This is a genomic window from Mycobacterium shunyiense (assembly GCF_058270035.1).
Window position 1 is genome coordinate 17,708 of sequence record NZ_JBZDPT010000020.1, and the last position, 23,066, is coordinate 40,773.

Annotated in this window: 23 protein-coding genes; 10 read left to right on the forward strand and 13 right to left on the reverse strand. The window is 66.5% G+C overall.

The features are described from left to right. Positions 1-7 precede the first annotated feature (7 nt). Positions 8-1,042 (reverse strand): N-acetyl-gamma-glutamyl-phosphate reductase, encoded by a 1,035-nt coding sequence (gene argC / locus AC4ELS_RS14400; RefSeq protein ID WP_498887288.1) that lies wholly within the window; start codon positions 1,040-1,042, stop codon positions 8-10. A gap of 48 nt (positions 1,043-1,090) precedes the next feature. After that, positions 1,091-1,948 (reverse strand): MerR family transcriptional regulator, encoded by an 858-nt coding sequence (locus tag AC4ELS_RS14405; RefSeq protein WP_498887290.1) that lies wholly within the window; start codon positions 1,946-1,948, stop codon positions 1,091-1,093. A 45-nt stretch (positions 1,949-1,993) separates the two neighbouring features. On the opposite strand from AC4ELS_RS14405, the gene AC4ELS_RS14410 reads away from it, so the two are divergent. After that, positions 1,994-2,623 carry a maleylpyruvate isomerase family mycothiol-dependent enzyme gene (locus AC4ELS_RS14410; RefSeq protein ID WP_064881048.1) on the forward strand — a complete coding sequence of 210 codons (630 nt, stop codon included), beginning with the start codon at positions 1,994-1,996 and terminating at the stop codon, positions 2,621-2,623. A gap of 3 nt (positions 2,624-2,626) precedes the next feature. Here AC4ELS_RS14410 and pheT read toward each other — a convergent pair whose 3' ends face one another. Both pheT and pheS read right to left on the reverse strand, forming a co-directional pair. Next, a complete protein-coding gene (gene pheT / locus AC4ELS_RS14415; RefSeq protein WP_499047855.1) occupies positions 2,627-5,119 on the reverse strand; it encodes a phenylalanine--tRNA ligase subunit beta in 2,493 nt (830 codons plus the stop codon). Further along, positions 5,119-6,162 (reverse strand): phenylalanine--tRNA ligase subunit alpha, encoded by a 1,044-nt coding sequence (pheS, locus tag AC4ELS_RS14420; protein ID WP_499047857.1) that lies wholly within the window; start codon positions 6,160-6,162, stop codon positions 5,119-5,121. The genes pheT and pheS overlap by 1 nt, the downstream gene beginning before the upstream one ends. A gap of 347 nt (positions 6,163-6,509) precedes the next feature. Between pheS and AC4ELS_RS14425 the strand changes: the two genes are divergently transcribed. The 3 genes from AC4ELS_RS14425 to AC4ELS_RS14435 all read left to right on the forward strand — a co-directional run bounded on the left by AC4ELS_RS14425 (position 6,510) and on the right by AC4ELS_RS14435 (position 10,917). Continuing rightward, positions 6,510-7,487, forward strand: a complete 978-nt coding sequence (locus AC4ELS_RS14425; protein ID WP_499047859.1) for a hypothetical protein — start codon at positions 6,510-6,512, stop codon at positions 7,485-7,487. Continuing rightward, the gene (locus AC4ELS_RS14430) at positions 7,484-10,033 is read left to right on the forward strand and encodes a hypothetical protein (RefSeq protein ID WP_499047861.1); all 2,550 of its coding nucleotides are present in this window, start codon (positions 7,484-7,486) and stop codon (positions 10,031-10,033) included. The genes AC4ELS_RS14425 and AC4ELS_RS14430 overlap by 4 nt, the downstream gene beginning before the upstream one ends. Before the next feature lie 263 nt (positions 10,034-10,296). Continuing rightward, the gene (locus AC4ELS_RS14435; RefSeq protein WP_499047863.1) at positions 10,297-10,917 is read left to right on the forward strand and encodes a hypothetical protein; all 621 of its coding nucleotides are present in this window, start codon (positions 10,297-10,299) and stop codon (positions 10,915-10,917) included. Positions 10,918-10,944: 27 nt separating this feature from the next. On the opposite strand, the gene AC4ELS_RS14440 is transcribed toward AC4ELS_RS14435, so the two are convergent. Further along, positions 10,945-11,862, reverse strand: coding sequence for an adenylate/guanylate cyclase domain-containing protein (locus tag AC4ELS_RS14440; protein WP_499047864.1), 918 nt, complete (start codon positions 11,860-11,862; stop codon positions 10,945-10,947). 227 nt (positions 11,863-12,089) lie between these two features. Here AC4ELS_RS14440 and AC4ELS_RS14445 point away from each other — a divergent pair, with 227 nt between their 5' ends. The 3 genes from AC4ELS_RS14445 to AC4ELS_RS14455 all read left to right on the forward strand — a co-directional run bounded on the left by AC4ELS_RS14445 (position 12,090) and on the right by AC4ELS_RS14455 (position 15,269). Next, complete coding sequence (locus AC4ELS_RS14445; RefSeq protein WP_499047866.1) at positions 12,090-13,109, forward strand: oxygenase MpaB family protein; 1,020 nt, start codon at positions 12,090-12,092, stop codon at positions 13,107-13,109. 27 nt (positions 13,110-13,136) lie between these two features. Then, a complete protein-coding gene (locus AC4ELS_RS14450) occupies positions 13,137-14,375 on the forward strand; it encodes an acyl-CoA dehydrogenase family protein (protein WP_499047868.1) in 1,239 nt (412 codons plus the stop codon). Between the two features lie 114 nt (positions 14,376-14,489). After that, positions 14,490-15,269, forward strand: coding sequence for an alpha/beta hydrolase (locus AC4ELS_RS14455; RefSeq protein ID WP_499047869.1), 780 nt, complete (start codon positions 14,490-14,492; stop codon positions 15,267-15,269). Positions 15,270-15,298: 29 nt separating this feature from the next. Here AC4ELS_RS14455 and AC4ELS_RS14460 read toward each other — a convergent pair whose 3' ends face one another. Genes AC4ELS_RS14460 through AC4ELS_RS14470 form a run of 3 tightly spaced genes read right to left on the reverse strand, consistent with a single transcriptional unit; the run spans position 15,299 to position 17,546 of the window. Further along, entirely contained in the window at positions 15,299-15,703 is a 405-nt protein-coding gene (locus AC4ELS_RS14460) for a RidA family protein (protein WP_448448934.1), read from the reverse strand. A gap of 35 nt (positions 15,704-15,738) precedes the next feature. Next, entirely contained in the window at positions 15,739-16,488 is a 750-nt protein-coding gene (locus tag AC4ELS_RS14465) for an IclR family transcriptional regulator (RefSeq protein WP_499047871.1), read from the reverse strand. Then, on the reverse strand, positions 16,485-17,546 hold the full coding sequence (locus AC4ELS_RS14470; protein WP_498887304.1) for a sugar kinase: 1,062 nt from the start codon (positions 17,544-17,546) through the stop codon (positions 16,485-16,487). The genes AC4ELS_RS14465 and AC4ELS_RS14470 overlap by 4 nt, the downstream gene beginning before the upstream one ends. A 162-nt stretch (positions 17,547-17,708) precedes the next feature. Here AC4ELS_RS14470 and AC4ELS_RS14475 point away from each other — a divergent pair, with 162 nt between their 5' ends. Continuing rightward, positions 17,709-19,016, forward strand: a complete 1,308-nt coding sequence (locus tag AC4ELS_RS14475) for an amino acid deaminase (RefSeq protein WP_498887307.1) — start codon at positions 17,709-17,711, stop codon at positions 19,014-19,016. A gap of 98 nt (positions 19,017-19,114) precedes the next feature. After that, positions 19,115-19,744, forward strand: a complete 630-nt coding sequence (locus tag AC4ELS_RS14480) for a bifunctional 4-hydroxy-2-oxoglutarate aldolase/2-dehydro-3-deoxy-phosphogluconate aldolase (protein WP_498887309.1) — start codon at positions 19,115-19,117, stop codon at positions 19,742-19,744. A gap of 36 nt (positions 19,745-19,780) precedes the next feature. Here AC4ELS_RS14480 and AC4ELS_RS14485 read toward each other — a convergent pair whose 3' ends face one another. The 5 genes from AC4ELS_RS14485 to infC form a co-directional block, all read right to left on the reverse strand. Further along, the gene (locus tag AC4ELS_RS14485) at positions 19,781-20,221 is read right to left on the reverse strand and encodes a hemerythrin domain-containing protein (protein ID WP_064957943.1); all 441 of its coding nucleotides are present in this window, start codon (positions 20,219-20,221) and stop codon (positions 19,781-19,783) included. Between the two features lie 123 nt (positions 20,222-20,344). Next, a complete protein-coding gene (locus AC4ELS_RS14490) occupies positions 20,345-21,088 on the reverse strand; it encodes a TrmH family RNA methyltransferase (protein ID WP_448448931.1) in 744 nt (247 codons plus the stop codon). 23 nt (positions 21,089-21,111) lie between these two features. Further along, complete coding sequence (rplT, locus tag AC4ELS_RS14495; RefSeq protein ID WP_003885175.1) at positions 21,112-21,501, reverse strand: 50S ribosomal protein L20; 390 nt, start codon at positions 21,499-21,501, stop codon at positions 21,112-21,114. A 40-nt stretch (positions 21,502-21,541) separates the two neighbouring features. After that, positions 21,542-21,736 (reverse strand): 50S ribosomal protein L35, encoded by a 195-nt coding sequence (gene rpmI, locus AC4ELS_RS14500; protein WP_036449598.1) that lies wholly within the window; start codon positions 21,734-21,736, stop codon positions 21,542-21,544. A 23-nt stretch (positions 21,737-21,759) separates the two neighbouring features. Next, complete coding sequence (infC, locus tag AC4ELS_RS14505; protein ID WP_171055167.1) at positions 21,760-22,359, reverse strand: translation initiation factor IF-3; 600 nt, start codon at positions 22,357-22,359, stop codon at positions 21,760-21,762. Positions 22,360-22,622: 263 nt separating this feature from the next. Here infC and AC4ELS_RS14510 point away from each other — a divergent pair, with 263 nt between their 5' ends. Continuing rightward, positions 22,623-23,009 carry a DUF1844 domain-containing protein gene (locus tag AC4ELS_RS14510; protein WP_499047874.1) on the forward strand — a complete coding sequence of 129 codons (387 nt, stop codon included), beginning with the start codon at positions 22,623-22,625 and terminating at the stop codon, positions 23,007-23,009. The last annotated feature ends 57 nt before the right edge of the window (positions 23,010-23,066 follow it).

Below are 23,066 nucleotides of genomic sequence, written 5' to 3' on the forward strand. Positions count from 1 at the left end.
TCCGGTGTCACGGTGCTACTCCCACGATCGACAGTCCTTCGGTTTCGGGCCAGCCCAGCGCCAGGTTCATCGACTGCACCGCGGCGCCGCCGGTGCCCTTGGTGAGGTTGTCGATGGCAGCGATGGCCACCAGGGTCTGAGCCGCTTCATCCACGGCGACCGCGATCTGCGCGGCGTTGCTACCGATCACCGAACCGGTCTTGGGCAGCTGCCCCTCGGGCAGCAGGTGGATGAACGGCTCTGCGTCGTAAGCCTTTTCGTAGGCTGCCCGGATCTCGGCCTCCGAAGCCGCGGTGTGGGCGGTGCAGGTGGCCAGGATGCCGCGGGAGGTTGGGATCAGCACCGGAGTGAAGGAGACGGTGACGTCTTTGTCGGTCACCGAACGCAGGCCCTGGGCGATCTCCGGGGTGTGCCGGTGCTTACCGGCGATGTTGTAGGCACGTGCCGAGCCGATCACCTCGGCGCCCAGCAGGTCGACCTTGGCAGACTTGCCCGCGCCCGAGGTGCCGCTCACGGCGACGACCGTGACGGCCGGTTCGACGAGGTCGCCGGCGACGGCAGGCAGCAGCGCCAGCAGTGCCGCGGTCGGATAGCAGCCCGGCACCGCGATGCGTTTGGTGCCCTTCAGCCGGTCCCGGGCCCCGGGCAGTTCCGGCAGACCGTAGGGCCAGCTGCCCGCGTGTGCCGAACCGTAGAACTTCTCCCAGTCGGCGGCGTTGGTGAGCCGGAAGTCGGCACCGCAATCGATGATCAGGGTGTCGGGACCGAGCTGCTCGGCCAGCGCTGCGGAGTGTCCGTGCGGCAGGCCCAGGAACACCACGTCGTGGCCGGCCAGCACCTCTGCGTCGGTGGGCTCCAGAACACGCGAGGCCAGCGGCAGCAGGTGTGGATGATGCTCGGCCATCGTGGTGCCGGCGCTGGAGGCGGCGGTCAGCGCCCCGATGGTCAACCGGCCGTCAGCGTAGGCCGGGTGCCCGAGCAGCAATCGCAGGATCTCTCCGCCGGCGTAGCCGCTGGCGCCGGCCACCGCTATCGAAGTCATGCAGCAATTCTGCATTGTTATGCATGCAGATGCAAATTCATTAATCAGCTATGCGCAGCCACGCAGCCCTTCGTAGAGCCAGCGCTGAATGGCACCTACCGTAGTCGTCTCACCTGCTATCTCACCGAAGAGGTCCCAATACCGGCGGACATGCGGATCGGTGTCGGCGCCGGCGTTGACGACGAGCGCACGCCGGAAACTCTGCGTGTTCGTGTCCTTGCGAGCCTTGGCGTGGGCATCGACGAATCGGTCGACCGCAGCGCAGGATGACGGCGATTGACCGGCACGCACGAGCGGCGACGCCATGTCACACGCCTCGGCAACACCGGTGACCAGACCCCGACGATCGCTGATACGGGTGGGTTCGAACCGCCACAGCTGCCGGGCCATCACCCTCCCGAATACCGGTTGCCGGGCAAGGGCCACAAGCTCGGCGTAGGCGACAACGCTGCCCGGACGTGCCTGGTCCGGTGATTGCGGCACGGTCATCTCCACGAGACCGTCGAATATTTCCCCCTGCGCCGCCCCAGCGAACAATCGCCGCCAGAAGTCGATCAGTACGTCGTGTCCGCGACGTCCGTCCTGCGCGGTCGACAATGCCTCCAACGACGCCCGCCGCCTCGCCAGGTCAGCCAAATCCGCATCGAGGGCGCGCTGTTCGGCGTTCACAGCATCGCCGATGGAGATCCGACCTACCAGGATGGCACCAATCGCATCCAAGCCGAGACCGGCAGCGCGCAAGCGCCGAACCAGGATGAGCGATTCGGCCGCTGTGTCGTCGAAAACGCGATGCCCACCCGAACTCCGGCGAGCTTCGAGAAGGCCCTCATCGCAGTAGTACCGGATCGTCCGAACGGATACGCCAGTGAGCCGCGACAACTCACCGATGCTTGTGCCGTACGTCACAGTGCCTTGAACCTCCACCTGACTGGAGTTCCTAGCGTAGGCCGCATGAACACCGAGGACATCTGGCGCGCCGTCGACACCGAACGCCGCGGGCTCCTGCACCTACTCGAACCACTCACCGCGTCGCAATGGCGCCACGCCAGCCTGTGTGAGAGGTGGCAGGTTCGAGACGTCGTGGCCCACCTGACGCTTTCCACACAGGCCAATGTCGGTCGAATACTGGTCAATCTGTTGCGAGCGCGCGGCAGCTTCGACCGAATGGTCTGCGATACCGCGACCCGCCACGCAGCGGAGAGTGCGGATCATCAGTTGCTCGAAGAGTTGCGCGGCACGATCGGCTCGCGCTTCGCCGCGGTCGGCACCACACCGGCTGATCGGCTGATGGACTTGCTCGTACACGGCCAGGACATCGCGGTGCCGCTGCAACTCCAGCACGAAATGCCCACCGCGGCTGCACAGTTGGCACTGGAGCGGATTTGGAATCCGCGATTCCCGTTCCGGGCCAGCCAGAGGCTGGCCCCCTACCGGCTATGTGCTGTCGACACCGGCTGGGCAGCCGGGGCCGGACCCCTCATCGAGGGGCCCGTCTCGGCATTGCTCCTGCTGGCGACGGGACGTCAGGCAGCTGCTCTCCCCCACCTGCGCGGTGACGGCGTCGAGCTACTTGTCGCCTGAGATTCAGCCGCGCAGGACAGCGCCGACGCGCTCCGTGGCCACCGCGACCGCGGCATCGCGCGCGGCGCTGGCCTCGTCCTCGGTCAGGGTGCGGTCGGCAGCCCGGAACCGCAGTGCCAGGGTCAGCGATTTACGCCCCTCCCCGATCTGCGGGCCGGTGTAGACGTCGAACAGTCGGACGTCCTCGAGCAGCTCACCCGCCCCGTCGCGCACCGCGTCGACGACGGCAGCCGCGGCCACATCGTCGGCCACGATCACGCTGATGTCCTGGAACACGGCGGGGAACGGCGACACTTTCGGTGCGGGCAGCGTCTCGACGATCGGCACTGCATCGAGATCGAGTTCGACGGCACAGGTGCCCTTCGGCAGCCCCGTCCGCTCGACGACCGCCGGATGCAGCTGGCCGGCGTAGCCGACGACGGCATCGCCGACGAGCACCTCGGCGCAGCGCCCCGGGTGCCACGGCAACTCCTGGGCGGCGCGGAACGTGAACTCCACTCCGGCGGCCCGGCCGATCACCCGCACCGCCTCGAACGCGTCGGCGGCCTCCACCGGACGTCCCGGACCCCAGGGCCCCGCAGGCTCCCGCAGTCCGGTCAGCACCGCCGCGACATGCTGCGGCTGATGGGGCAACGACGCGTCGAGCCCGGCGATCTCGTCATCGGTCGGCCGACGGTCATTCGGGATGCGCTCGACGGATCGGGTCTGCTCGGTCGGGTGCACCACCTGCTGAATCCCGAACAGCGCCAAATCGGCGGAGCCACGGGACACGTTGCGGCCCAACGCTTCAAGCAATCCGGGCAGCAACGTGGTGGCCAACGCGGGCCGATCGGCTTCGAGCGGGTTCAGCACCTTGGTGGTGTTGCGGCGGGCGTCGTCGGCGGCCAGGCCCCAGGCGTCGAACACTCCGGCCGGAAGGAACGGCGTGGGCAGGACCTCGACGAACCCGGCCAGCGCGAGTGACTTGCCGATGGCACGGCGACGCTTCTGGACCGGGGTCAGACCACGACCGGCCGGCGCGGTCGGAAGCACCGACGGGATGGACTCCAGGCCCTCCAGTCGCAGTACCTCCTCGACGAGGTCGGCACGCTGACGCATGTCGGGCCGCCAACTCGGCGGGGTGACGGTGAGCAGGTCGGAACCGGTGACTTCAGCACCGATCTGGATCAGCCGCCGCGCCGTGGTGCCTGCGGCGTAGTCGACGCCGGCGGTGCGGTCGGGCAGATCGGCGGGGATCTCGACGGCCGGTTGGGACCAGTCGGTGCGTCCGTCCACCCGCCAGTCGGTGAGCTTCGGTTCGACCGTTCCGCCGGCGATCTCGGCCAGCAGGGTCGCGCAACGGTCCAGTGCGGCAACCGAAATGGCCGGGTCCACGGACCGCTCGTACCGGCGGCCGGCCTCGCTGGCCAGGTGCAGTCGACGCTGGGTGCGCGACACCGCGGCCGGATCCCACACCGCGGCTTCCAGCAGCACATCGGTGGTGGAATCGCGCACCTCGGTGGTGCCCGCGCCCATCACGCCGCCGATCGCCGCCGTCGCGACATCGTCGACGATCAACACGTCGGCCGAGTTCAAGGTGCGCTCGACATCGTCGAGGGTGACAACCTTCTCGCCGTCGCGGGCGAACCGCACGTCGAAGCCGCCGGTGATCAAGCTGCTGTCATGCGCGTGCATCGGATGACCGAGTTCGAGCATGACGTAGTTCGTCACGTCGACCGCCGGGGAGATGGCGCGGATACCGCTGAGCATCAATCGACGCTGCATCCACCACGGCGACACCGCCGCCGGGTCGATGCCCGTGACCGGGCGCAGTCCGAAACGCTTTACCCCGGTGCCAGGCTGGACGGTCAGCGGCCAGGCCTCGCCCTCGGCGGGCAACGGTGTCACATCGGCCAGGTCGACGAACTCGAGGTCGTTGGCGCAGGCGATCTCGCGGGCCAGTCCACGGACGGACAGGCAATAGCCGCGGTCCGGCGTGATCGCCAGATGGAACACCACGTCGTCGAGGCCGAGGATGTCGGCGGCCGGGGTGCCCGGTTCAGCCGTGCCCTCGGGCAGGACCAGAATGCCCGCGCCCTCGACGCCCAGGTTCATCTCCGACGCCGAGCAGATCATTCCGTCGGAAACCCGGCCATAGGTCTTGCGCGTGGCGATTTTGAAGTCACCGGGCAGCACGGTGTCGGGCAGTGCCACCACAACCAGATCGCCGACTGCGAAATTCGTTGCACCACAAACGATATCGCGGAACTCGCCGTCGAGATTCTGGACGCCGACATCGACCTTGCAGGCCCGGATGGGCTTCTTGAACTCGGTCAGTTCCTCGATCTCGGCGACTCGGCCTACGGTCAGCGGACCACTCACCGGGCCGATCGGGATGATCTCCTCGACCTCGTGCCCGATCCGGATGAACGTCTCTTCGAGCTCCTCGACGGACGCATCCCAATCCGGGGCACCAGCGCGGACGGCCTCCCGCAGCCAACTGAAGGGAATCCGCATCAGGCACCGACCCCGAACGGCAGCGAGAAGCGGACGTCACCCTCGACCATGTCACGCATGTCAGGAATTCCGTTGCGGAACTGCAGGGTTCGCTCCAATCCCATACCGAAGGCAAAGCCGGAGTAGACGTCGGGGTCGATACCGCAGGCGCGCAACACATTCGGATTGACCATGCCGCAGCCGCCCCACTCGACCCAGCCGGGGCCGCCCTTCTTGCCGGGGAACCAGATGTCCACCTCGGCCGAGGGCTCGGTGAACGGGAAGAAGTGCGGACGGAACCGGGTGCGCCCCTCCGGGCCGAACTGGGACCGCGCGAACGCGTCCAGGGTGCCGCGCAGATTCGCCATGGTCAGACCCTTGTCCACGGCGAGCCCCTCCACCTGGTGGAAGACAGGCGTGTGGGTGGAGTCGAGTTCGTCGGTACGGAAGGTCCGCCCGATCGAGACGACATAGACGGGCAGATCGCGTTCCAGCAATGCGCGGATCTGGACGGGCGACGTGTGGGTACGCAGCACCTGCCGCGACCCGTCCGGGGCGATCTGGAAGGTGTCCTGCTCGCTGCGTGCCGGATGATCCGGAGGAAAGTTGAGCGCGTCGAAGTTGAACTGCTCGGTTTCGACCTCTGGTCCCTCGGCCAGTTCCCAGCCCATGGCCACGAAGGTGTCCGCGACGTTCTCGGCCAGGATGGTGATCGGATGGCGGCCGCCCACCGGCTGCCGCGTCGAGGGCAGCGTCACGTCGATGCGTTCGGCGACCAGCACCGCGGCGTCGCGCTCAGCCCGCAGCGCGGCCAGCCGCTCGTCGTACGCGCGCTGGGCCTCGCCGCGGGCGACGTTGACCCGCTTGCCGGCGTCGGCGCGGTCGGCCTTCGGCAGCGTCGCCAGCGCCTGGCGCGCCAGGGCGATCGGGGCACGATCGCCGAGGTGCTCGGTCTTGGCGCGCGCGAGCGCGTCGAGGTCACCGGCCAGCTCAAAGGCATGACGGGCCGCGCTGACGGCTTTGGTCAGGGCTTCTTCTGAGAGATCACTGGGCTGCTCAGCCACCCGGCGATCATAGGCGATGGCCTGATCAGGCTTCGAATCCGTTTGCCCGTACGAAGGGCAGAGCCACCACGACAACTCTGCGTCGAGCCGTTCCGCCTCGTCCGCCTCGGCATCTCCAAAGCCCACGCTCGCTACGACCGTTGGGCAGCCAAATCAAATTAGCGCGCGAGGTGCCCGATGAATGCCGTTACGCTTGTGAACGGATCGATCTCGCCACCTCAGGACAGTTTGCCGAAGTAGCCTTTTCGAATTTTCCGGTGCCCCGGCCAACTGCTCTACGGTGCGCAGTCTTGACCGGCGGAAAGCTCGTGCCCGCCACTATGACAATTGCTATAGAAGGTGGTCAGGTGGATCGTCAGAAGTTGGCTGATGAGTGGGACGACGGGATCTCGCCCGCGGTGGCGGGACTTACCGGGCTGGCCGAACCTTACGGAGTCGCCCTGGACTACTCGGCCCAATCACTGCGCGCACTCGAACACGTCATCACCAACCTGTTCCACCAACCCGACGACCTCTTCACCGACGACGACCGCCCCGTCGTCCGCGCACTGATCGCCTACATCGGCCTGACCCTGACCCACCTCACCACCGGACACTGGGACTGGGACAACCAACCCGGCTTCGCCGAACAGGCACAACCCACCCTCACCGACACCGCATTACTCGACCGCATCACGACCACCTACTGGGGCTGGGACGACAACCCCGCCGGCACCCCCGCCGGTCTCCCCATCGCCGTACCCGGTGACGGACTCGGACTCCACCCCGTCTCACCTCTGCACGTTCTTTTCGCCACGGTCATCGACCGGCCCACCGACGCAGGTCCACTGGTCCAGGCCTTCACCGCCTGGAGCGAAAAGGTCACCACCCCACCACCGCCCGGCGTCGTCGGCATCGACCTGCTGCCCAGCCCAGAACCCTCACCCGTCCTCGACGACTGGCTGGCCGCCCGCCAACGCGACTTCCCACAATGGGCCACCCGCTACCCCGGAAACTGGGACTTCACCCCCGAATCCATCGACCGCCTCACCGACCTCATCCACCACCACACCCCCACCGTCGAAGCCATCAACGACCCCGCCAACACCGACCTACTCGCAGGCGCCTGCTGGTATCTCGGCGAAATGCTGCGCCGCAGCCGACCCTCCCGCTGGGTCTACGTCGACTACACGAGGGAGCCCGGCGACCCCGCCCTCGTCGCGTACGAAGTGCAGAGCAATGACGACAGGGACGTCACGGGCCCGTTCCGGCTGTTCCGCCTCGGCATCACCAAAGGCCAACCCAAAGCCCGCGGCTACTACGACCGCTGGGCAGCCAAATCATGACCGGGCACAAGCTCACCACTTACGCCATGGTGATCGTTTTGGTCATCGCCGGCTCGACGTGGCTGGGGGGTGCTACCGCCCACGCCGAGTACGGGGCCTACGGCGAGTGCACCACCGGGTTTGCCCTGCCGGGGTTCGATGCCACCGAGGTGGCACCCGAAAACAGCACCGTCGAGTACCGGTATCCGGGTCTGGATCCGGGCCTGGAAGCGATCGATGAACCGTCGAGCGACGAACTGAGGATCCTCGACGACGAAGGCCTGTCCGGCGGCACCGAGAATCACATGCTCATCACCTGGCGCAACTACACCCGGGCCAAAGCTGCCGCCGGAGCCAAGCCCATGGCCTTCGGGCGGTGGAAGTCGAACTACATCACCGTCATCAAGAACCGGCGCGTCGGACCCGCCTTCGAAGACTTTCTGTGGAACGAACTGTGGAAGCTGTCCGACAGCGGATCGGCGGGCTGGATCAAGGGCTCGAAGATCAACCCCGGGATCCTCCCGAACGGACCGGTTTTCGATATCACCAACGTCGATAACAAGATTCCGAAACGGCTGTGGACCATCGTCGAAGCCAAGTCCGGGGACTCGCTTGCTTCGCATGCAAGAAAACAGTTCATCGAACACGTCAAGATGGCCGGCCAAACCGGGTCCTCGTTGGTGATGATGTTCGGCAAGCTACCCAGCCCCGCCACGCAGCGCTGGATCAAGCGCACCCTGGATCAGCTGAGGAATGACGGCGCAGCCATGCCGACGGCGGTGTGCGTCAAGTACTGGCCGACGAAGGCTGTACCCGAAGGACCGGGCGGTCCCGGCGGCCCGGGTGGTGCAGCTTCGTTGCCGCTTCCGTTGGGAGACGCTCCGGACAACCCCGAGGATCAGGCGGTCAGAGACGAAATCGAGGTCGCACTCGATCAACCCGCCAGTCCGACGCTACAGCCGGCACCACCGGCTCCCGCACAGCAGCCGAAACCGGCGCCCATCCAGGTTCAGGCCGGCCCGGCACCGGCACCACAACAACCGGCACAACCGCCGATGCCACGGCAACAGCCGGCACCACAGCAACGGCCGGCGCCCGCGCCTGCGGTTCCAGCTGTCCCGGCCCCGCAAGCGCCTGCCGCACCGCCACCGCCGATCGTCATTCCAGTGCCGGTCCCCGTGCCCGCGCCGATACCGGCGGCGCCGATTCCCGTACCGGTACCGGTACCGGCGCCTGTGGCACCAGCACCTGCAGCTCCCGCCCCGGCGGCACCCGCACCAGCAGCTCCCGCCCCAGTGGCACCAGCACCTGTAGCCCCCGCCCCGGCAGCACCAGCACCCCAGCAGGCACCTTTGGCGCCCGCCGCGCCCGCGATCGGCTACGGCGGGATCGATTTCTCGACCCTCGAATTGCGCTATGTCACCGACACAGTCGCAGGTAAACCGGCAATGCAGTACGCGTTCCGGGCCAGCACCACATCCGACGATGTGCCGTCCTACGGCGGGAAGCGCAATGCCCAGATGGCCATGGACGCCTTCTACGTCTGGATGGCGCTGTCCCCCGACAAGTTCTGGGTCAACCTGAACCCCACCGAGCCGGACCGAGTCATCGACCGGGAGTTCGGCAAGACACAAGCGGGTCAGGTGCTGCTTGAGGCGGACTTGGAGATGAAAGAGGTGTCGGGCCGGCTGCAGCGAGACGACACGCCGCTGGGCAAACGATTCGAAGACGCGCTGCGCGGCACGGACAAATGCTTCCTGGGCCGCAGACAATGGATAGAGCCCACGCCGGCCACCGTTCGGGAGGACGGCGACCAGCTGTACATCATCGACGCACCACTGACTGTCAAGGTCGGGCTCGAGGAGGGCGATATCAGCCCGAACCAATCATGCGACGGCCAGGATCCGGCGATCACCGCGCAAAACGGTCAGCTGTACCAGGACATGATCATGCCCGCGGTGGTCGAGGCGATCAATCATGATCCCGAGTTCGCCGACCTGCGCCGGGTGTACGCCAGCCGGATCGCTGCCGAGTGGTACCGGAAGCGCAACGCGGACAAGCCAACTCAGTATGCGGATGTCATCGATTCGGGCAATGTCGCCGCCTGGACCGTACCGTGGAATTCGCGTGAGGTCTTCGACCGCTACGTCTACTCGTACACCCACGCCAAACCGACCTTCAGCTGGAAAACCCAGGAGGGTGACCGAACGTGGACTCGGGGCCGCTCGTGGGGAGGCGTCGACTTCAGCAAGATCGAACTGAAGGACGTCGGCGAACAGGAGTTCAAGACGAAGTACGCGTCCATCGCCACTGCGGCGGGACCGTCGATCGTCGGCCCGGTCGAGCAGCAGACCGGTGATCAAATCTGGATAGGCGACATCAACACTTCTGTTCCGCTGAACCAGATTTGGCCGCAGCAACCGACGTCGTGGACGCCATACGAAATCCCGAACCCCGCGACCTCGAAGCCGTACTTCTACCTGCTGGTGACCCTGCCCGTGGCCGCCTGGCTCGTAACCGGTGGCGCGCTGTGGTGGCGCCGCCGCAAAGCCGGAAACGGAGGCTGACCGTGTCACTGGATCCCTTCGGTAACTACGACCCGTTCGCCGACCCGGCCCCACCGCAGTCCACGGTGCCGCCGCGGCCGACTCCGTCACCTCAGCCACCTCCGTCACCTCAGCCAGCTCAGCCACCGCGGCCGACTCCACCACCTCGGCCGGCTCCACCACCTCGGCCGGCGGCGGCACCAACTGCGCCGGCCTGGACCGGCGTGCTCCAGACCGCCACACCGGGGCCTCCCGCGCCGCTCCCGCACACCGGGTCGTCTACGGTGCCGCCGTGGGAGGCAGGCGGCCCGCCGTGGACGGTTTTCCTGGCTGGTTACCTGGTGGGTGGGATCGCCACACTGCTCGTGGTCGGCGCCATCGGCACGCTGCTGGCCCTACCGGAACTCGAATTCGTATACGGCGGCACCACATTTCCCGGGGTGACATTGGCGGCAGTTTCGGTCGGCGTCGCCGGGGCACTGGTGTGGCTGGCCGTTCGCTACGCCGGCCGACATCGAACCGCCCGTACACCAATACTCGTCGGCATCGCGGTCATCGCAGCGGTCGCCGTCGTGATCATCGTGCTGGCTCCGGGCGCCCAGGTCTCGTGGTTCAGGACGCTGACGCTGATCCTCAGCGCCGCAGTACTTCTCCTCGCGATCGCGATCGTGGCGCTGATCCTCCAGCCGAAGTCCAAGTCCTATTTCGTCACGCCGTCAACCGCAGACCAGCTGTCGATGCTCGGGCTGCCACCCGTCGCGCCTGCGCCGACCAGCGCGAGGCCTGCAGAACCCGACACCGTCACCACCAGGCCGGTCGCTCCGCCACCCACGTACGCGCCACCTCCCCGACAGGCACCCGCACGTCCGGCGCCGCCCGGGCAGGACTACGACCCATTCCGGTAGTGCCGGGCGCGCCCCGGTGAGTGCGGCCTATGCGCCCGGCGCCCCTTCACCCTCATGTTCGCCGGCCGGTAACCGCCTGGGAATTTTCACCCGGTACATGATCAGATCATCGGGCACGCCCTCCGGCTTCGCCGAAAAGACCTGCCGCCGTTCACGTTTGACGGTCACACCCAGAAGGGCGAGCTCCTCTTCCGAGATGCCCTCCAACGTGGTGTGCGAGATCATCAAGCCGCCCCTGGCGGCCCGCTCCATCACGCGAGCGGTGATGTTGACGTCGATGCCGAGCCAGTCCGACCCGATGCGCTGCGGACGCCCGGTGTGGATACCGATGCGCATCCGCGGTGCGTAGCCGTCCAGGTCGATGTTCTTGACCCCCTCGCGCGCCACGAGCATCGCGCGCAGGGCGGTTTCCGGATCGGAGAACACCGCCATCATGCCGTCGCCCATACGCTTGACGATGTGACCGCGGGCCTCGAGGACCGGGGGTTCGATGACCTGAGCCACCCGTCGCAGCAGCCGCAACGTGGCGTCATCGCCGGCGCGGAGCGACCACGACGAGAAACCGACCAGGTCGGTGAACGCCAGCGTCACTTCGGGATTGGCCGGGGTTCCCGAGACACGTTCGGTCAGCGCCTGCCAGACTTGCAGCGCGCCCAGGCTCACCTCCCGAGAGGCGGCATCACGGTCCAGCAGGCGGTCGGCCACGCGCGCGGCCGCGCGGGGTCCGCCCTCTCCGGCTGCCGAGAGCCGGTCACCGAAATCAGGATCGCCCGGCAATGCCCGCCGCGCCCGCCGGACCAGGTCTACGACAGCCGGGCTGCGATTGGTGCGTTGCAGCCAGCCCAACGGACCCGGCAACCCGGGTGCCTTCGCAGGGCGCTGCTGTGGCGCCTGCCCGATATCCCCGGCCTCGCCGGACGGGTCATCGAACGGCTCGCCATCCACAGCGCAAGAGTAAGTGGCGCGCAGACCGGGCGGCAATCGCGCCACGAGCGACGGTGCTCACCCTCCCCCGGCGGCGCCAAACCGGCCTGGTCACGGCCCTATGGCGCCACGGTAGCCGACGAATAACAGTGCACAGCGACGCGCCGTGGCGTCGTAGACAACACACGTTGTCACTACTATCGTGAGCTGAGCTGTGATTCACGTCATGACGAGTCAACGAGGACGCAATGACCACACGAGCCACCACCAGCGAGCACGATCCACTCGGACCGGATTCGCTGACCTGGAAGTACTTCGGCGACCTGCGCACGGGGATGCTCGGCGTCTGGATCGGAGCGATCCAGAACATGTATCCCGAACTCGGCGCCGGGGTCGAGGAGCATTCGATACTGCTGCGCGAACCCCTGCAGCGGGTGGCCCGGTCGGTCTACCCGATCATGGGCGTCGTCTATGACGGCGACCGGGCGGCCGACACCGGCGCGCAGATCAAGGGTTTTCACCACACCATCAAGGGCGTCGACGGCCAGGGCCGGCGCTATCACGCGCTGAACCCTGAGACGTTCTATTGGGCGCACGCCACGTTCTTCATGCTCATCATCAAGACCGCGGAGTATTTCTGCGGCGGGCTCACCGAAGCCGAGAAGTGTCAACTCTTCGACGAGCATGTGCAGTGGTACCGCATGTACGGCATGAGCATGCGGCCCGTTCCGAATACTTGGGACGAGTTTCAGGAGTATTGGGACGCCAAGTGCCGAGACGAGCTCGAGATCAACCGGGCCACCCTCGACATCTTCACCATCCGGATCCCCAAACCGTGGTTCGTGTTGATGCCGACACCGGTGTGGGACCAACTGTTCAAACCCCTTGTCGGCGCACAGCGCTGGATCGCGGCCGGCCTGTTCGACCCGGCGGTGCGGGAGAAGGCCGGCATGCGCTGGACGCCCGGCGACGAGGTGCTGCTGCGAATCTTCGGCAAGATGGTCGAGTTGGCATTCGTCGCGGTACCCGACGAGATCAGGCTGCACCCGCGCGCCCTGTCGGCCTACCGCCGTGCCGCCGGGAAACTACCGGTCGACGGCCCCCTGGTCGAAGCACCTGGCTTCATGGCCCCGCCCCGCGACCGCCGCGGGATGCCGATGCACTACCTGCCACGTCACAAGACCCTGCTGGACCGGGCCGGCGCGCTGGTGCACACCACCTTCTCACTCCCGGCGCTCCGACGGCCGGTCAGGCGCAGTGCAGCCTGACTTTTGACACCTGTCTAAGCTGGCGAGATGCTTGATTGGTCTGACGTTGACATTGCTGTCCGGGACGCAGTACGCGAGTTCGTGGACAAGGAGATCCGGCCGCACCTCGACGAGCTGGAAAGCGGCGACATGGAGCCGTACCCGATCGTGCGAAAGCTTTTCGCCACGTTCGGTATTGATGCCCTCTCCAAGGAATCGCTGGACAAGCGGCTGGAGAAGCTGCGCAGCGGTGACAGCAAGCCGTCGGGCGCCCGCGGTGGAATGTTCGGCGGCAGCGGTTCGCCGGGCATGGGGTTCGTCCTGATCAGCGAACTGTGCCGGGTGTCGATGGGCCTGGTCACGGGCCTCGGGGTCAGCTTGGGCCTGACGGTGTCGACGATCCAGAGTCGCGGCACCCTGGCCCAGCAGGAACGCTGGCTGCCCGGCCTGGTGACCTACGAGAAGATCGGCGCATGGGCGATCACCGAGCCCGATTCGGGTTCGGATGCCTTCGGCGGCATGAAGTCCTATGTCACCCGTGACGGCGACGACTACATCCTCAACGGCCAGAAGACTTTCATCACCAATGGCCCGGACGCCGATGTGGTGGTGGTCTACGCCAAGCTCGACGAGGGTGATGGTGCGGACAAGCGCAACCGCAAGGTGCTGACCTTCGTCCTCGACCGTGGCATGGAAGGCTTTGTGCAGTCGAAGCCGTTCCGCAAGATGGGTATTCACTCATCGCGTACCGGCGAGCTGTTCTTCAACAACGTCCGGCTGGGACGCGACCGGCTGCTCGGCGAGACCGAAGGGTCCGACGAAGGCACCGACGAGGGTAGGGCCAGCGCCCGGTCGAACTTCTCGGCCGAACGCATCGGGGTGGCCGCGATGGCGCTGGGCGTGATCGAGGAATGCCTGCGGTTGAGCGTCGACTACGCCAAGACCCGCACCCTGTGGGGCCAGGAGATCAGCCAGTTCCAGCTGATCCAGCTCAAGCTGGCCAATATGGAAGTGGCCCGGATGAACGTGCGCAACATGCTGTTCCGCGTCATCGAATCCGCTGAGAAGGGCGTCTCGATCTCCCTCGCCGAGGCCTCCGCAATCAAGTGGTACTGCTCTCAGGCCGCCACCGATGTCGCGATGGAGGCGGTGCAACTGTTCGGCGGCAACGGCTACATGACCGAGTACCGGGTGGAGCAGTTGGCCCGCGACGCGAAGTCGCTGATGATCTACGCCGGCAGCAACGAGGTGCAGATCACCCATGTGGCACGGGGTCTGCTCAGCTAAACCTGCCCCTGGATCATTTCACCTTCGCCGGGTCTGACGAGAAGCTACTCTCAGCGACAACGCAGTACCGCGCACGCCGATGCCGACGGCTGCAGAGCGCAAGGAGCGAGGCTCATGCTCGAGGTCATCGACAAGGGGTTTTGCACCGAATCCCACCCGATACCGCTTGTGTTCGTGCATGGAGGGTTCCACGGCGCCTGGTGCTGGGACGAGCATTTCCTGGATTTCTTCGCCGACAAAGGTTATCGGGCGCTGGCGCTGAGCCTCCGCGGGCACGGCGCCAGCTCCGAGACCAAACCGCTCAACGACTGTTCGATCGCCGACTACGTCGACGATGTCGCCTCAATTGCCGACCGCCTTCCGGCCCCACCCGTGGTAATCGGCCATTCCATGGGCGGTTTCATCGTTCAGAAGTACCTGGAGTCTCACGAGGCACCTGCGGCGGTGTTGATGGGTTCCGTGCCCCCGTCGGGATCAAGCAGGCAGATCCGGCGGTTCACCGTGCGGCATCCGTGGCTTCAGGCCCGGGCGCTGGTCACTCACAGGTCGTCGCATTGCTTCAAGACCCCCAAACGGGCCCGCTACTGGCTGTTCTCGCCGGGCACCCCGGAGCCAGACGTCACACGATTCGCCGCCCGGATACAGGAAGAAAGCGCACGGGCGATATCGGGCATGCTCCGTAACCTGCCCCAGCCACAACACATCACGACGCCAGTGCTCGTTATGGGTGGCGAACATGACGGCTCGGTCACCCGAGACGAGATGCGCGCGACGGCACTTGCGTATCGGACCGAAGAAGAAGTATTCCCCGGCATGGGACACAACATGATGCTCGAGCCCGGATGGGCTGCGGTCGCCGAACGAATTCACTCGTGGCTCGAAAACAACACGTAGCCCGCGGCCCGCTCAGCGAGCCTGCCCGATTATCCGACGACGGCGAGCGCGTCGATCTCCACCAGCATGACCTCGTGCGGGAGGTCGACGAATACCGTTGTCCGGCAGGGAAGCTGGTCGGATTTGACGTTCTCCGCGATGAACTCGCCGTACACGTCGTTCATGGCCGTGAAATCCTCGCGCTTGGTGAGGTAGACCCGGAACATCAGGACGTCGTCGACGCCGGCGCCACCGGCCGCCAGGATCGCCTTCACGTTTTCCAGTGTCCGGCGGGTCTGCGCTTTGACGTCGCCTTCGCCGATGTAGGTGTTGGTCGCAGGGTCCATCGGACCCTGCCCCGACACCTGCAGGAATCCGCCCTTTCGGACGCCCTGGCTGAAGGTGTGAGCGGGGGCCGGGGCGTCGTCGGTACGGATGACCCGCGAATCAGACACGGTGAATCTCCTCTGGTTTCGGTGCTATCGCTGAATCAGGAGGGTGGACGGTAACCGCACTCGGCCGAGATGCGTCGGGTTGCCGCCTGCAGCGGAGGCAGGAGTTCAAGGACGCGCTCAAAGGGCAGCACCACATCGGGCACCGACACCGAAACCGCAGCGACCACACGCCCATTCGCACCGCGGATCGGTGCTCCCACGCAGTTGATCGACGGCTCGTTCTCTTCACGGTCCTGCGCCCAGCCCTGCGCGCGCACGGTCTCGATTTCCCGCAGGTATGCCTCCGGGGTGGTGATGGTGTTGGCGGCGCGCTGGGTGAAGTCCATCGTGGCGACGATCGGCCGCAGTTCGGCATCGGACAGGTCAGCGAGAATCACCTTGGCCACGGCGGTGGAATTCAGGTTGGCGGTCAAGCCGATTCGCGAGTACATGCGGATCTGATCGTGCGATTCGAGCTTGTCGATATACACGATGTCGCCGCCTTCCATCGCGGCGAGGTGAGTGGTGCGGCCGTACTCGCGATTGAACTCGACGAGGTACCGCGAAGCGATCTGGCGGATCTCCCGCTGGTCGGTGCCGTGGGCAGCCAGATCGAATATCCGTGATCCGAGGTGATACCGGTTGTTGTTGTCGCGGTAGGTGAACCGCTCCTCGGACAGAGTGCGCAGCAGCCTCATCACGGTGGTCTTGTGCACATCGGTGGCGGCCGCCAGCTCGTCCAGGCCGGCCGGACCTTTGCCGAGCTGAATCAACAACTGCAGTGCGCGCGCGACGCTCTGACTCACCGCCTGCTCCCGCACACTGTGAACCCGACCTCGCTCACCCTCGTGGCAGCCCACTCGCCGTCGGTGCAGATGAGCAGATGCTCGATCAGCTCGTCGGGCGGGGGTGGCGCGGAGTCCGCCGCGACAGTCAGGGTGACGGCAGCTCCGATGTGACCGCGCCGCAAGCATGATTCGGGGTCTTCATCGAGGACGACGCCGCTGAGGAATCCGGCGGCGAATGCGTCCCCTGCACCCACCGGTTCCACCACGTCGACGCGTAGTGCAGGGACGACGAACTCCTCGCCGGAGCGGTCGACAGCCAGCGCCTGATCCGCTCCGTCCTTGATGACCAGCGTCGCGGGATCCGGCAAGATGCGGCGCAATGCAATTGGGTCGTCGGTCCCCATGACGCGGAGCGCCTCGTCGGCGCCCACCAACACCACGTCGGCCAGGTTGGCCAGCGCAATCACCTCGGCGGTGTCGCCGTTCGGCCACAGCTGTTCACGCCAGTTCACATCAAAACTCACCGGCCCGTCGATGCCTGGTCGGTCGGTGAGCAACCGGCGCATCATGGCCCGACAGGTCGGCGACAGGGCAGGCGTGATGCCGCTGCAGTGCACCACCGATGCATGCGCGAACGCGGTCACAACCGCCGGCGCATCGAGGAATTCGGGTGACATCGCCGACGCCGCCGACCCCGTCCGGCTATACCGGCTGACGCTGCGCGGCTCCCCGTTGGTATCCGGCGCGGCCACCTTCGAGTAGTACCCGGTGGGCAGCTCGGGATCGATCTCGACCGCGGAGATGTCGACGCCGCGCGCGGTCAACTCGGATGTGATCAATGCCCCGTAGGCGTCGTCACCGAGCCGGCCGATGAACGACGCGGGGATGCCCCAGGCGACGAGGCCGGCCGCCACGTTGGCTTCCGCACCGGCCAGGTGCAGTTCAGCTTGAGTACCGGCCAGGTGCAGTTCAGCTTGAGTACCGGCCAGGTGCAGTTCGGCTTCCGCACCGGCCAGCACCAGCGGTTCACCGAGGCAGGCGACGCCGCCGGCAGTAGGTGCGGGCAATTCGGGCACTGCGGTCCTTGGGGTCAGACGATTGACGCGGTGTCGCCACTCATGTTAGACAGATCACATACGAAATTGCAACTGTGATTGCACTATATGCAACAGAGCAGCTCACGCCGATTGCCACCGCAATCGCCACCAAGGAAATCACCACGGAGGACAAGGATCGGCATGACGACGCGAGGTGAGCCACTGCTGGACAGTCGAGCATTGGGCGACCTCCGCTCCGAACGGCTGTCCGTATTGGACAAGGCCCTCCCCGCCGCGGCCGATGGGCTCACCACCGAGGAGTTCCTCGCCACTCGCCCCCGCCTCTCGGAATTCACCACACCGGTGATGACACTGGACAATTCGGCGATCGAGGACAACGTGGCCGCCATGTCCGCCTGGTGCAGTGCGCACGGGGTCGAACTGGCACCCCATGGCAAGACCACCATGTCGCCGGTGTTGTGGGACCGCCAGATACGCAGCGGCGCATGGGGTATCACCCTTGCCACGCCCAGCCAGGTGCGGGTCGCGGTGAGTTTCGGGGTGCGCCGGATCCAGCTCGCCAATGCCCTTGTCGACCCGACCGCGCTGCGCTGGCTCGCCGGGGAGATGTCTGCCCATTCCGACCTTGAGGTGATCACCTGGGCGGACTCGCCGGCCACCGTCGATGCGATGAACGCGGCCCTCGCCGAAACCGAGGTGGCGCGGCCGATCCCGGTGCTCGTCGAACTCGGGGCGGCCGGCGGTCGCACCGGCGCGCGTTCGGTGGACGAGGCCGCGGCGGTGGCCGAGCACATCGCGGCGAGCGCAGTGCTGCGCGTCGCCGGGGTGTCCGGCTACGAGGGATCGCTGGCGCACGACGCGTCGGTCACGTCACTGGCGCGGGTCCGGCATTACCTGGAGGACATGGCCCGGCTGCACCGGCGCATCGACGCCGCAGGCCTCTACCTCGCCGGGTCCGACCGATACGTGACCGCCGGCGGCAGTGCCTATTTCGATGCCGTGGCGGATGTGCTGGCCCCACTGGCCGGCGGTCACACACATGTCGTGGTCCGCGCGGGGGCCTACATCATCCACGACGACGGTTTCTACACCGGGATCACGCCGTTCCGCCGCAGTGACGAGCCGTACCGGCTGCGCTCGGCGATGCACACCTGGGCCCGGGTGGTGTCGCGCCCGGAACCGGGGCTGGCCCTGCTGGACGCAGGCAAGCGCGACGTCCCGTTCGACGAGGGTCTCCCAACGCCGCAACTGATCGCTTCGCAACTCGGCGCACCCGCCCGTCGCCTCACGGGAGCCGAGATCGTGGCCCTCAACGACCAGCACGCGTTCCTGACCATCCAGCCCGGCTCGGACATTCGCGTGGGTGACGTTGTACGACTGGGGCTTTCCCACCCGTGCACGGCCTTCGACAAGTGGCGATGGATCCCGGTCGTGGCCCCCGACGAGACGGATCCCGTCGTCATCGACCTCATCCGCACCTACTTCTGACCCGGATACGCGATGCCCGCCCTGATCCGCTCAGCCACTGTCGTCGACGGCGCGACAGCCGGACGGTCGCTGCGACGCGGCGTGAGTGGAGGTGTGCAATGACAGAACTCGACGTCCTCCGGGCGGATCGTGTGCTCAGCGTCGTCCGGGCCGAGACGATTCCGGACGCGGCCGATCTGTGCCACGCGCTCGCGGCGGGTGGTATCCGCACGGTCGAGCTGACATTCACCACCCCCGGCATTCTCGAGCACCTGCGCTCGTGCGCCGAATCGGTGGCCGGGGCTGGGATCACGCTCGGCGTCGGCACCGTGATGACTGCCGGCCAAGCCCGCGACGCCATCGACGCGGGTGCGCGCTTCCTGGTCACCCCCGGCCTTCGACCCGAGGTCGCCGAGGTCGCGACGGCCGGCTCGATACCGGTGTTCCTGGGTGCACTCACCCCGACCGAGGTGGCACAGGCGGTCGATCTCGGATCCGCTGCGGTGAAGATCTTCCCAGCCGGCAGCATGGGTCCGAAATACCTGTCCGATCTGCACGGGCCATACCCGGACGTCGAGCTGCTGCCGTCCGGCGGAATCAACGACGGAAACGCCCGGGCTTACCTCGATGCGGGCGCGCTCGCCGTGTGCGCAGGTACCGGCGTCGTTTCACCGGCGCATGTCGCGACCGCGAACTGGGATGAAATCACCAACCGGGCAAAGAGTTTCGTCGCCGCCATTTCCCGCTGAGCCTGATCCAACCATCACTGGTCCACGCCGCGAGGGTCAGGAAATCATGTGCCGGCCGGGGTGTGCCTGTTGCCAGCCTGCCATCGCGGCGTCCCAGTCGGGCCCGTCGAGCGCGGTGAGCGCGGCCGGAAACAACCCGTCCTCTTCTTTTGCGATGTGGACGTAGAGCTCTTCGATCTCCTTGCGGACCCGTTTCTGATCGTCAGGGTCGGACAGGTCGACCACCTCGAGAAACGCGGCCAGCTCACGATGTTCGGCCACCAGCGGGTCGATGTGCTCGGCGTAGAGCTCGTCAGTGTGCATCACCGCGAACAGCCCGTTCTCCTCACCCTGCCAGTGGGAGCGCAACTCCTCGAACATCTCCCCCAGCCGCCGGCGGGCCACGTCCAGCTCACCGCGGTCCAGGGCGCGCACCGCTTCACGGCCGTGGTCGACAGCCCGCTCGTGCTCGGCGATGTAATCCCGCAGCAGTGGCATGTCCCGGCATCCGCAGTATTGGCACACGACGCACCTCCCCACAGCATCGTGTCACATCACCCGAGTGGCCACTTGTGATACTCGAATCGCGAAAAACCGTGCGATAAGTGGCCATTCGGCGCACTATCTGCGGTGGGCGCGGGCGCTCTGATACAGGCAGATCGATGCCGCCGAGGCGATGTTGAGACTTTCGGAGTGCCCGGGCATCGGAATGTGCACCCGGTGATCGGCCGCCACCGCCAGTTCGGTTGGCAGGCCGTGGGCTTCGGGCCCGAACAGCCAGGCTGTGGGCCCGGCCAGGTGCACATCATCGAGGCTGACCTCGCCGTCGATCGTGGTGGCGAGCACTTGCATTCCGGCGGCCTGCAGCTGCGCAACGGTTGCCGCCTCATCGGGCTCGCCGATCACCGGCAGAGAGAAGATGCTGCCTGCCGACGCCCGCAGACACTTGCTGTTGTAGGGGTCGACGCTGTTGCCGGCCAGCACCACCGCGTCGGCACCCATCGCGTCGGCGGCCCGGATCAACGTGCCGGCGTTGCCCGGCTCCGAGATCTGCACCGGTACCGCGATCAGCCGGGGCTCAGCGGCCAGAACGTCATCGAGGGACACTTCCGGCAGCCGGCACACCGCCACCAGGCCGACCGGTGTCACGGTGTCCGACAAGGCTTTCGCCGCACGCTCGGTGACCAGCTGCACCGGCACGGCGGCCAGCAGATCGCCGAAACGGTCCATGGCGGCCTCGGTCGCGAACACCTCGGAAACAAGTCCGCGCCGCAACGCGGCCTCGACGAGGTTGGGTCCCTCGGCAAGGAAGCGTGCGGCGCGGCGGCGCCCGACGTGGCGCTGCAGTTTGACCGCAGCAGCCACCCGGGCAGAACGCTCGGTGAGCGTCAGGCGGCCTCTCCGGAGGGCGCATTGACATCTTCGGGAAGAGCGGCCTTGGCGACCTCGACCAGCGCGGTGAACGCGGCGGCGTCGCTGACCGCGATCTCGGCCAGGTTCTTGCGGTCCACCTCGACGCCGGCGGCCTTGAGGCCCTGGATCAGGCGGTTGTAGGTGATGTCGTTGGCGCGGGCCGCAGCGTTGATACGCGAGATCCACAGCTTGCGGAACTCACCCTTGCGGGCGCGACGGTCGCGGTAGGCGTAGGTCAGCGAATGCAGCTGCTGTTCCTTGGCCTTGCGGTACAGACGGGACCGCTGGCCCCGGTAGCCCTTCGAGGCCTTGAGTACGGTACGCCGCTTCTTCTGGGCGTTGAGTGCGCGCTTCACGCGTGCCATGGGATGTTCCTATTCTCGTTCGGTACGGGGAGCGGCAGGTCTAGCCGTTGAGCAACTTGTTGACACGCTTGGTGTCGTTGGCTGCAACCACGGTGCGGCCGTCAAGCCGGCGGGTGCGCTTGGTGGCCTTGTGCTCCAGCAGGTGGCGGCGGCCGGCCTTCTGGCGCACGATCTTGCCGGTCCCGGTCTTGCGGAAGCGCTTCGATGCTCCGCTGTGGGTCTTCGCCTTGGGCATGAATCCTCAGTTCTGTGTTGAAACTAGTTCTGCGTAACGTCTGGTTCTTCTGATGCGGCCTGCTGCCCGCCTGGGCGCTCGGCCTGCTCCGCCGCCTTGGCGCGAGTCTTCGCGCCGCGGTGCGGTGCCAGCACCATCGTCATGTTGCGGCCGTCCTGCTTGGCTGAGGTCTCGACGAAGCCGTACTCGGCCACGTCTGCACCCAACCGCTGCAACAACCGGTACCCGAGTTCGGGCCGGGACTGCTCGCGTCCGCGGAACATGATGGTCACCTTGACCTTGGATCCGGCTTCGAGGAAGCGGACCACGTGGCCCTTCTTCGTCTCGTAGTCGTGATCGTCGATCTTGGGACGCAGCTTCTGTTCCTTGACGACGGTCTGCTGCTGGTTCTTGCGAGACTCGCGCTCCTTGAGTGCCGTCTCGTACTTGAACTTGCCGTAATCCATGATCTTGCAGACCGGGGGTTTTGCGGCTGGTGCAACTTCGACGAGGTCGAGATCGGCATCCGCGGCGACGCGGAGAGCATCTTCGATGCGGACAATGCCTACCTGCTCGCCGTTCGGTCCGATCAGGCGGACTTCAGGTACGCGGATGCGCTCGTTGATGCGGGTCTCAGTGCTGATGGGGCCTCCTATGTTGGGTCTGCTGAGGAGACCCACCCATCCGCATCTCTGCCCCGAAGAACAGAAAAGCCCTGCTCAAAGCAGGGCCCAATGCCGACCGATCACGGCTTGCGCCGCCTGCAGCTCCAAAGCCGGAGCACAGAACCGGTGTCCGAGAACACCGGCGACCGGACCGTTGTACCTTGTGGCCAACGGTGGGAGTGGGACTCCACTTGCTGTCCCTGACATGAGCCGGGACGGTCGCGCATGACAGTCTAGCAGGCATGACGGATCCGACCGAAATGCCCGACGAGGCGACGCCGCAGGACTCAGGCAATCTGGACGGCCCAGCCGTTCGCGAACTCGCCGACATCCCCGCGGTGGAAGTCATCACCCGGGCGGCCCTCATGTTGATGAGCGCCGCGGCCGAGAAGATCGGACTCTCTGCCGAGGATCCCGACGATAGCCCGCACCGTGATCTTGATGAAGCCCGCCGGATCATCACCGCACTGGCCGGACTCGTGACGGCATCGGCCGAATACCTGGGACCGCACGCAGGCCCGGTGCGCGACGGCCTCAAGAGCCTGCAGCTGGCGTTCCGCGAAGCCAGTGCGCATCCCGACGAACCCGGCAAAGGCCCAGGCGAGAAGTACACCGGCCCAGTCTGGTAATCACCTGCGCGGTGTCTGTGCGCGTGGTGGACCCAATTGACGGTTTGACCGCCTATT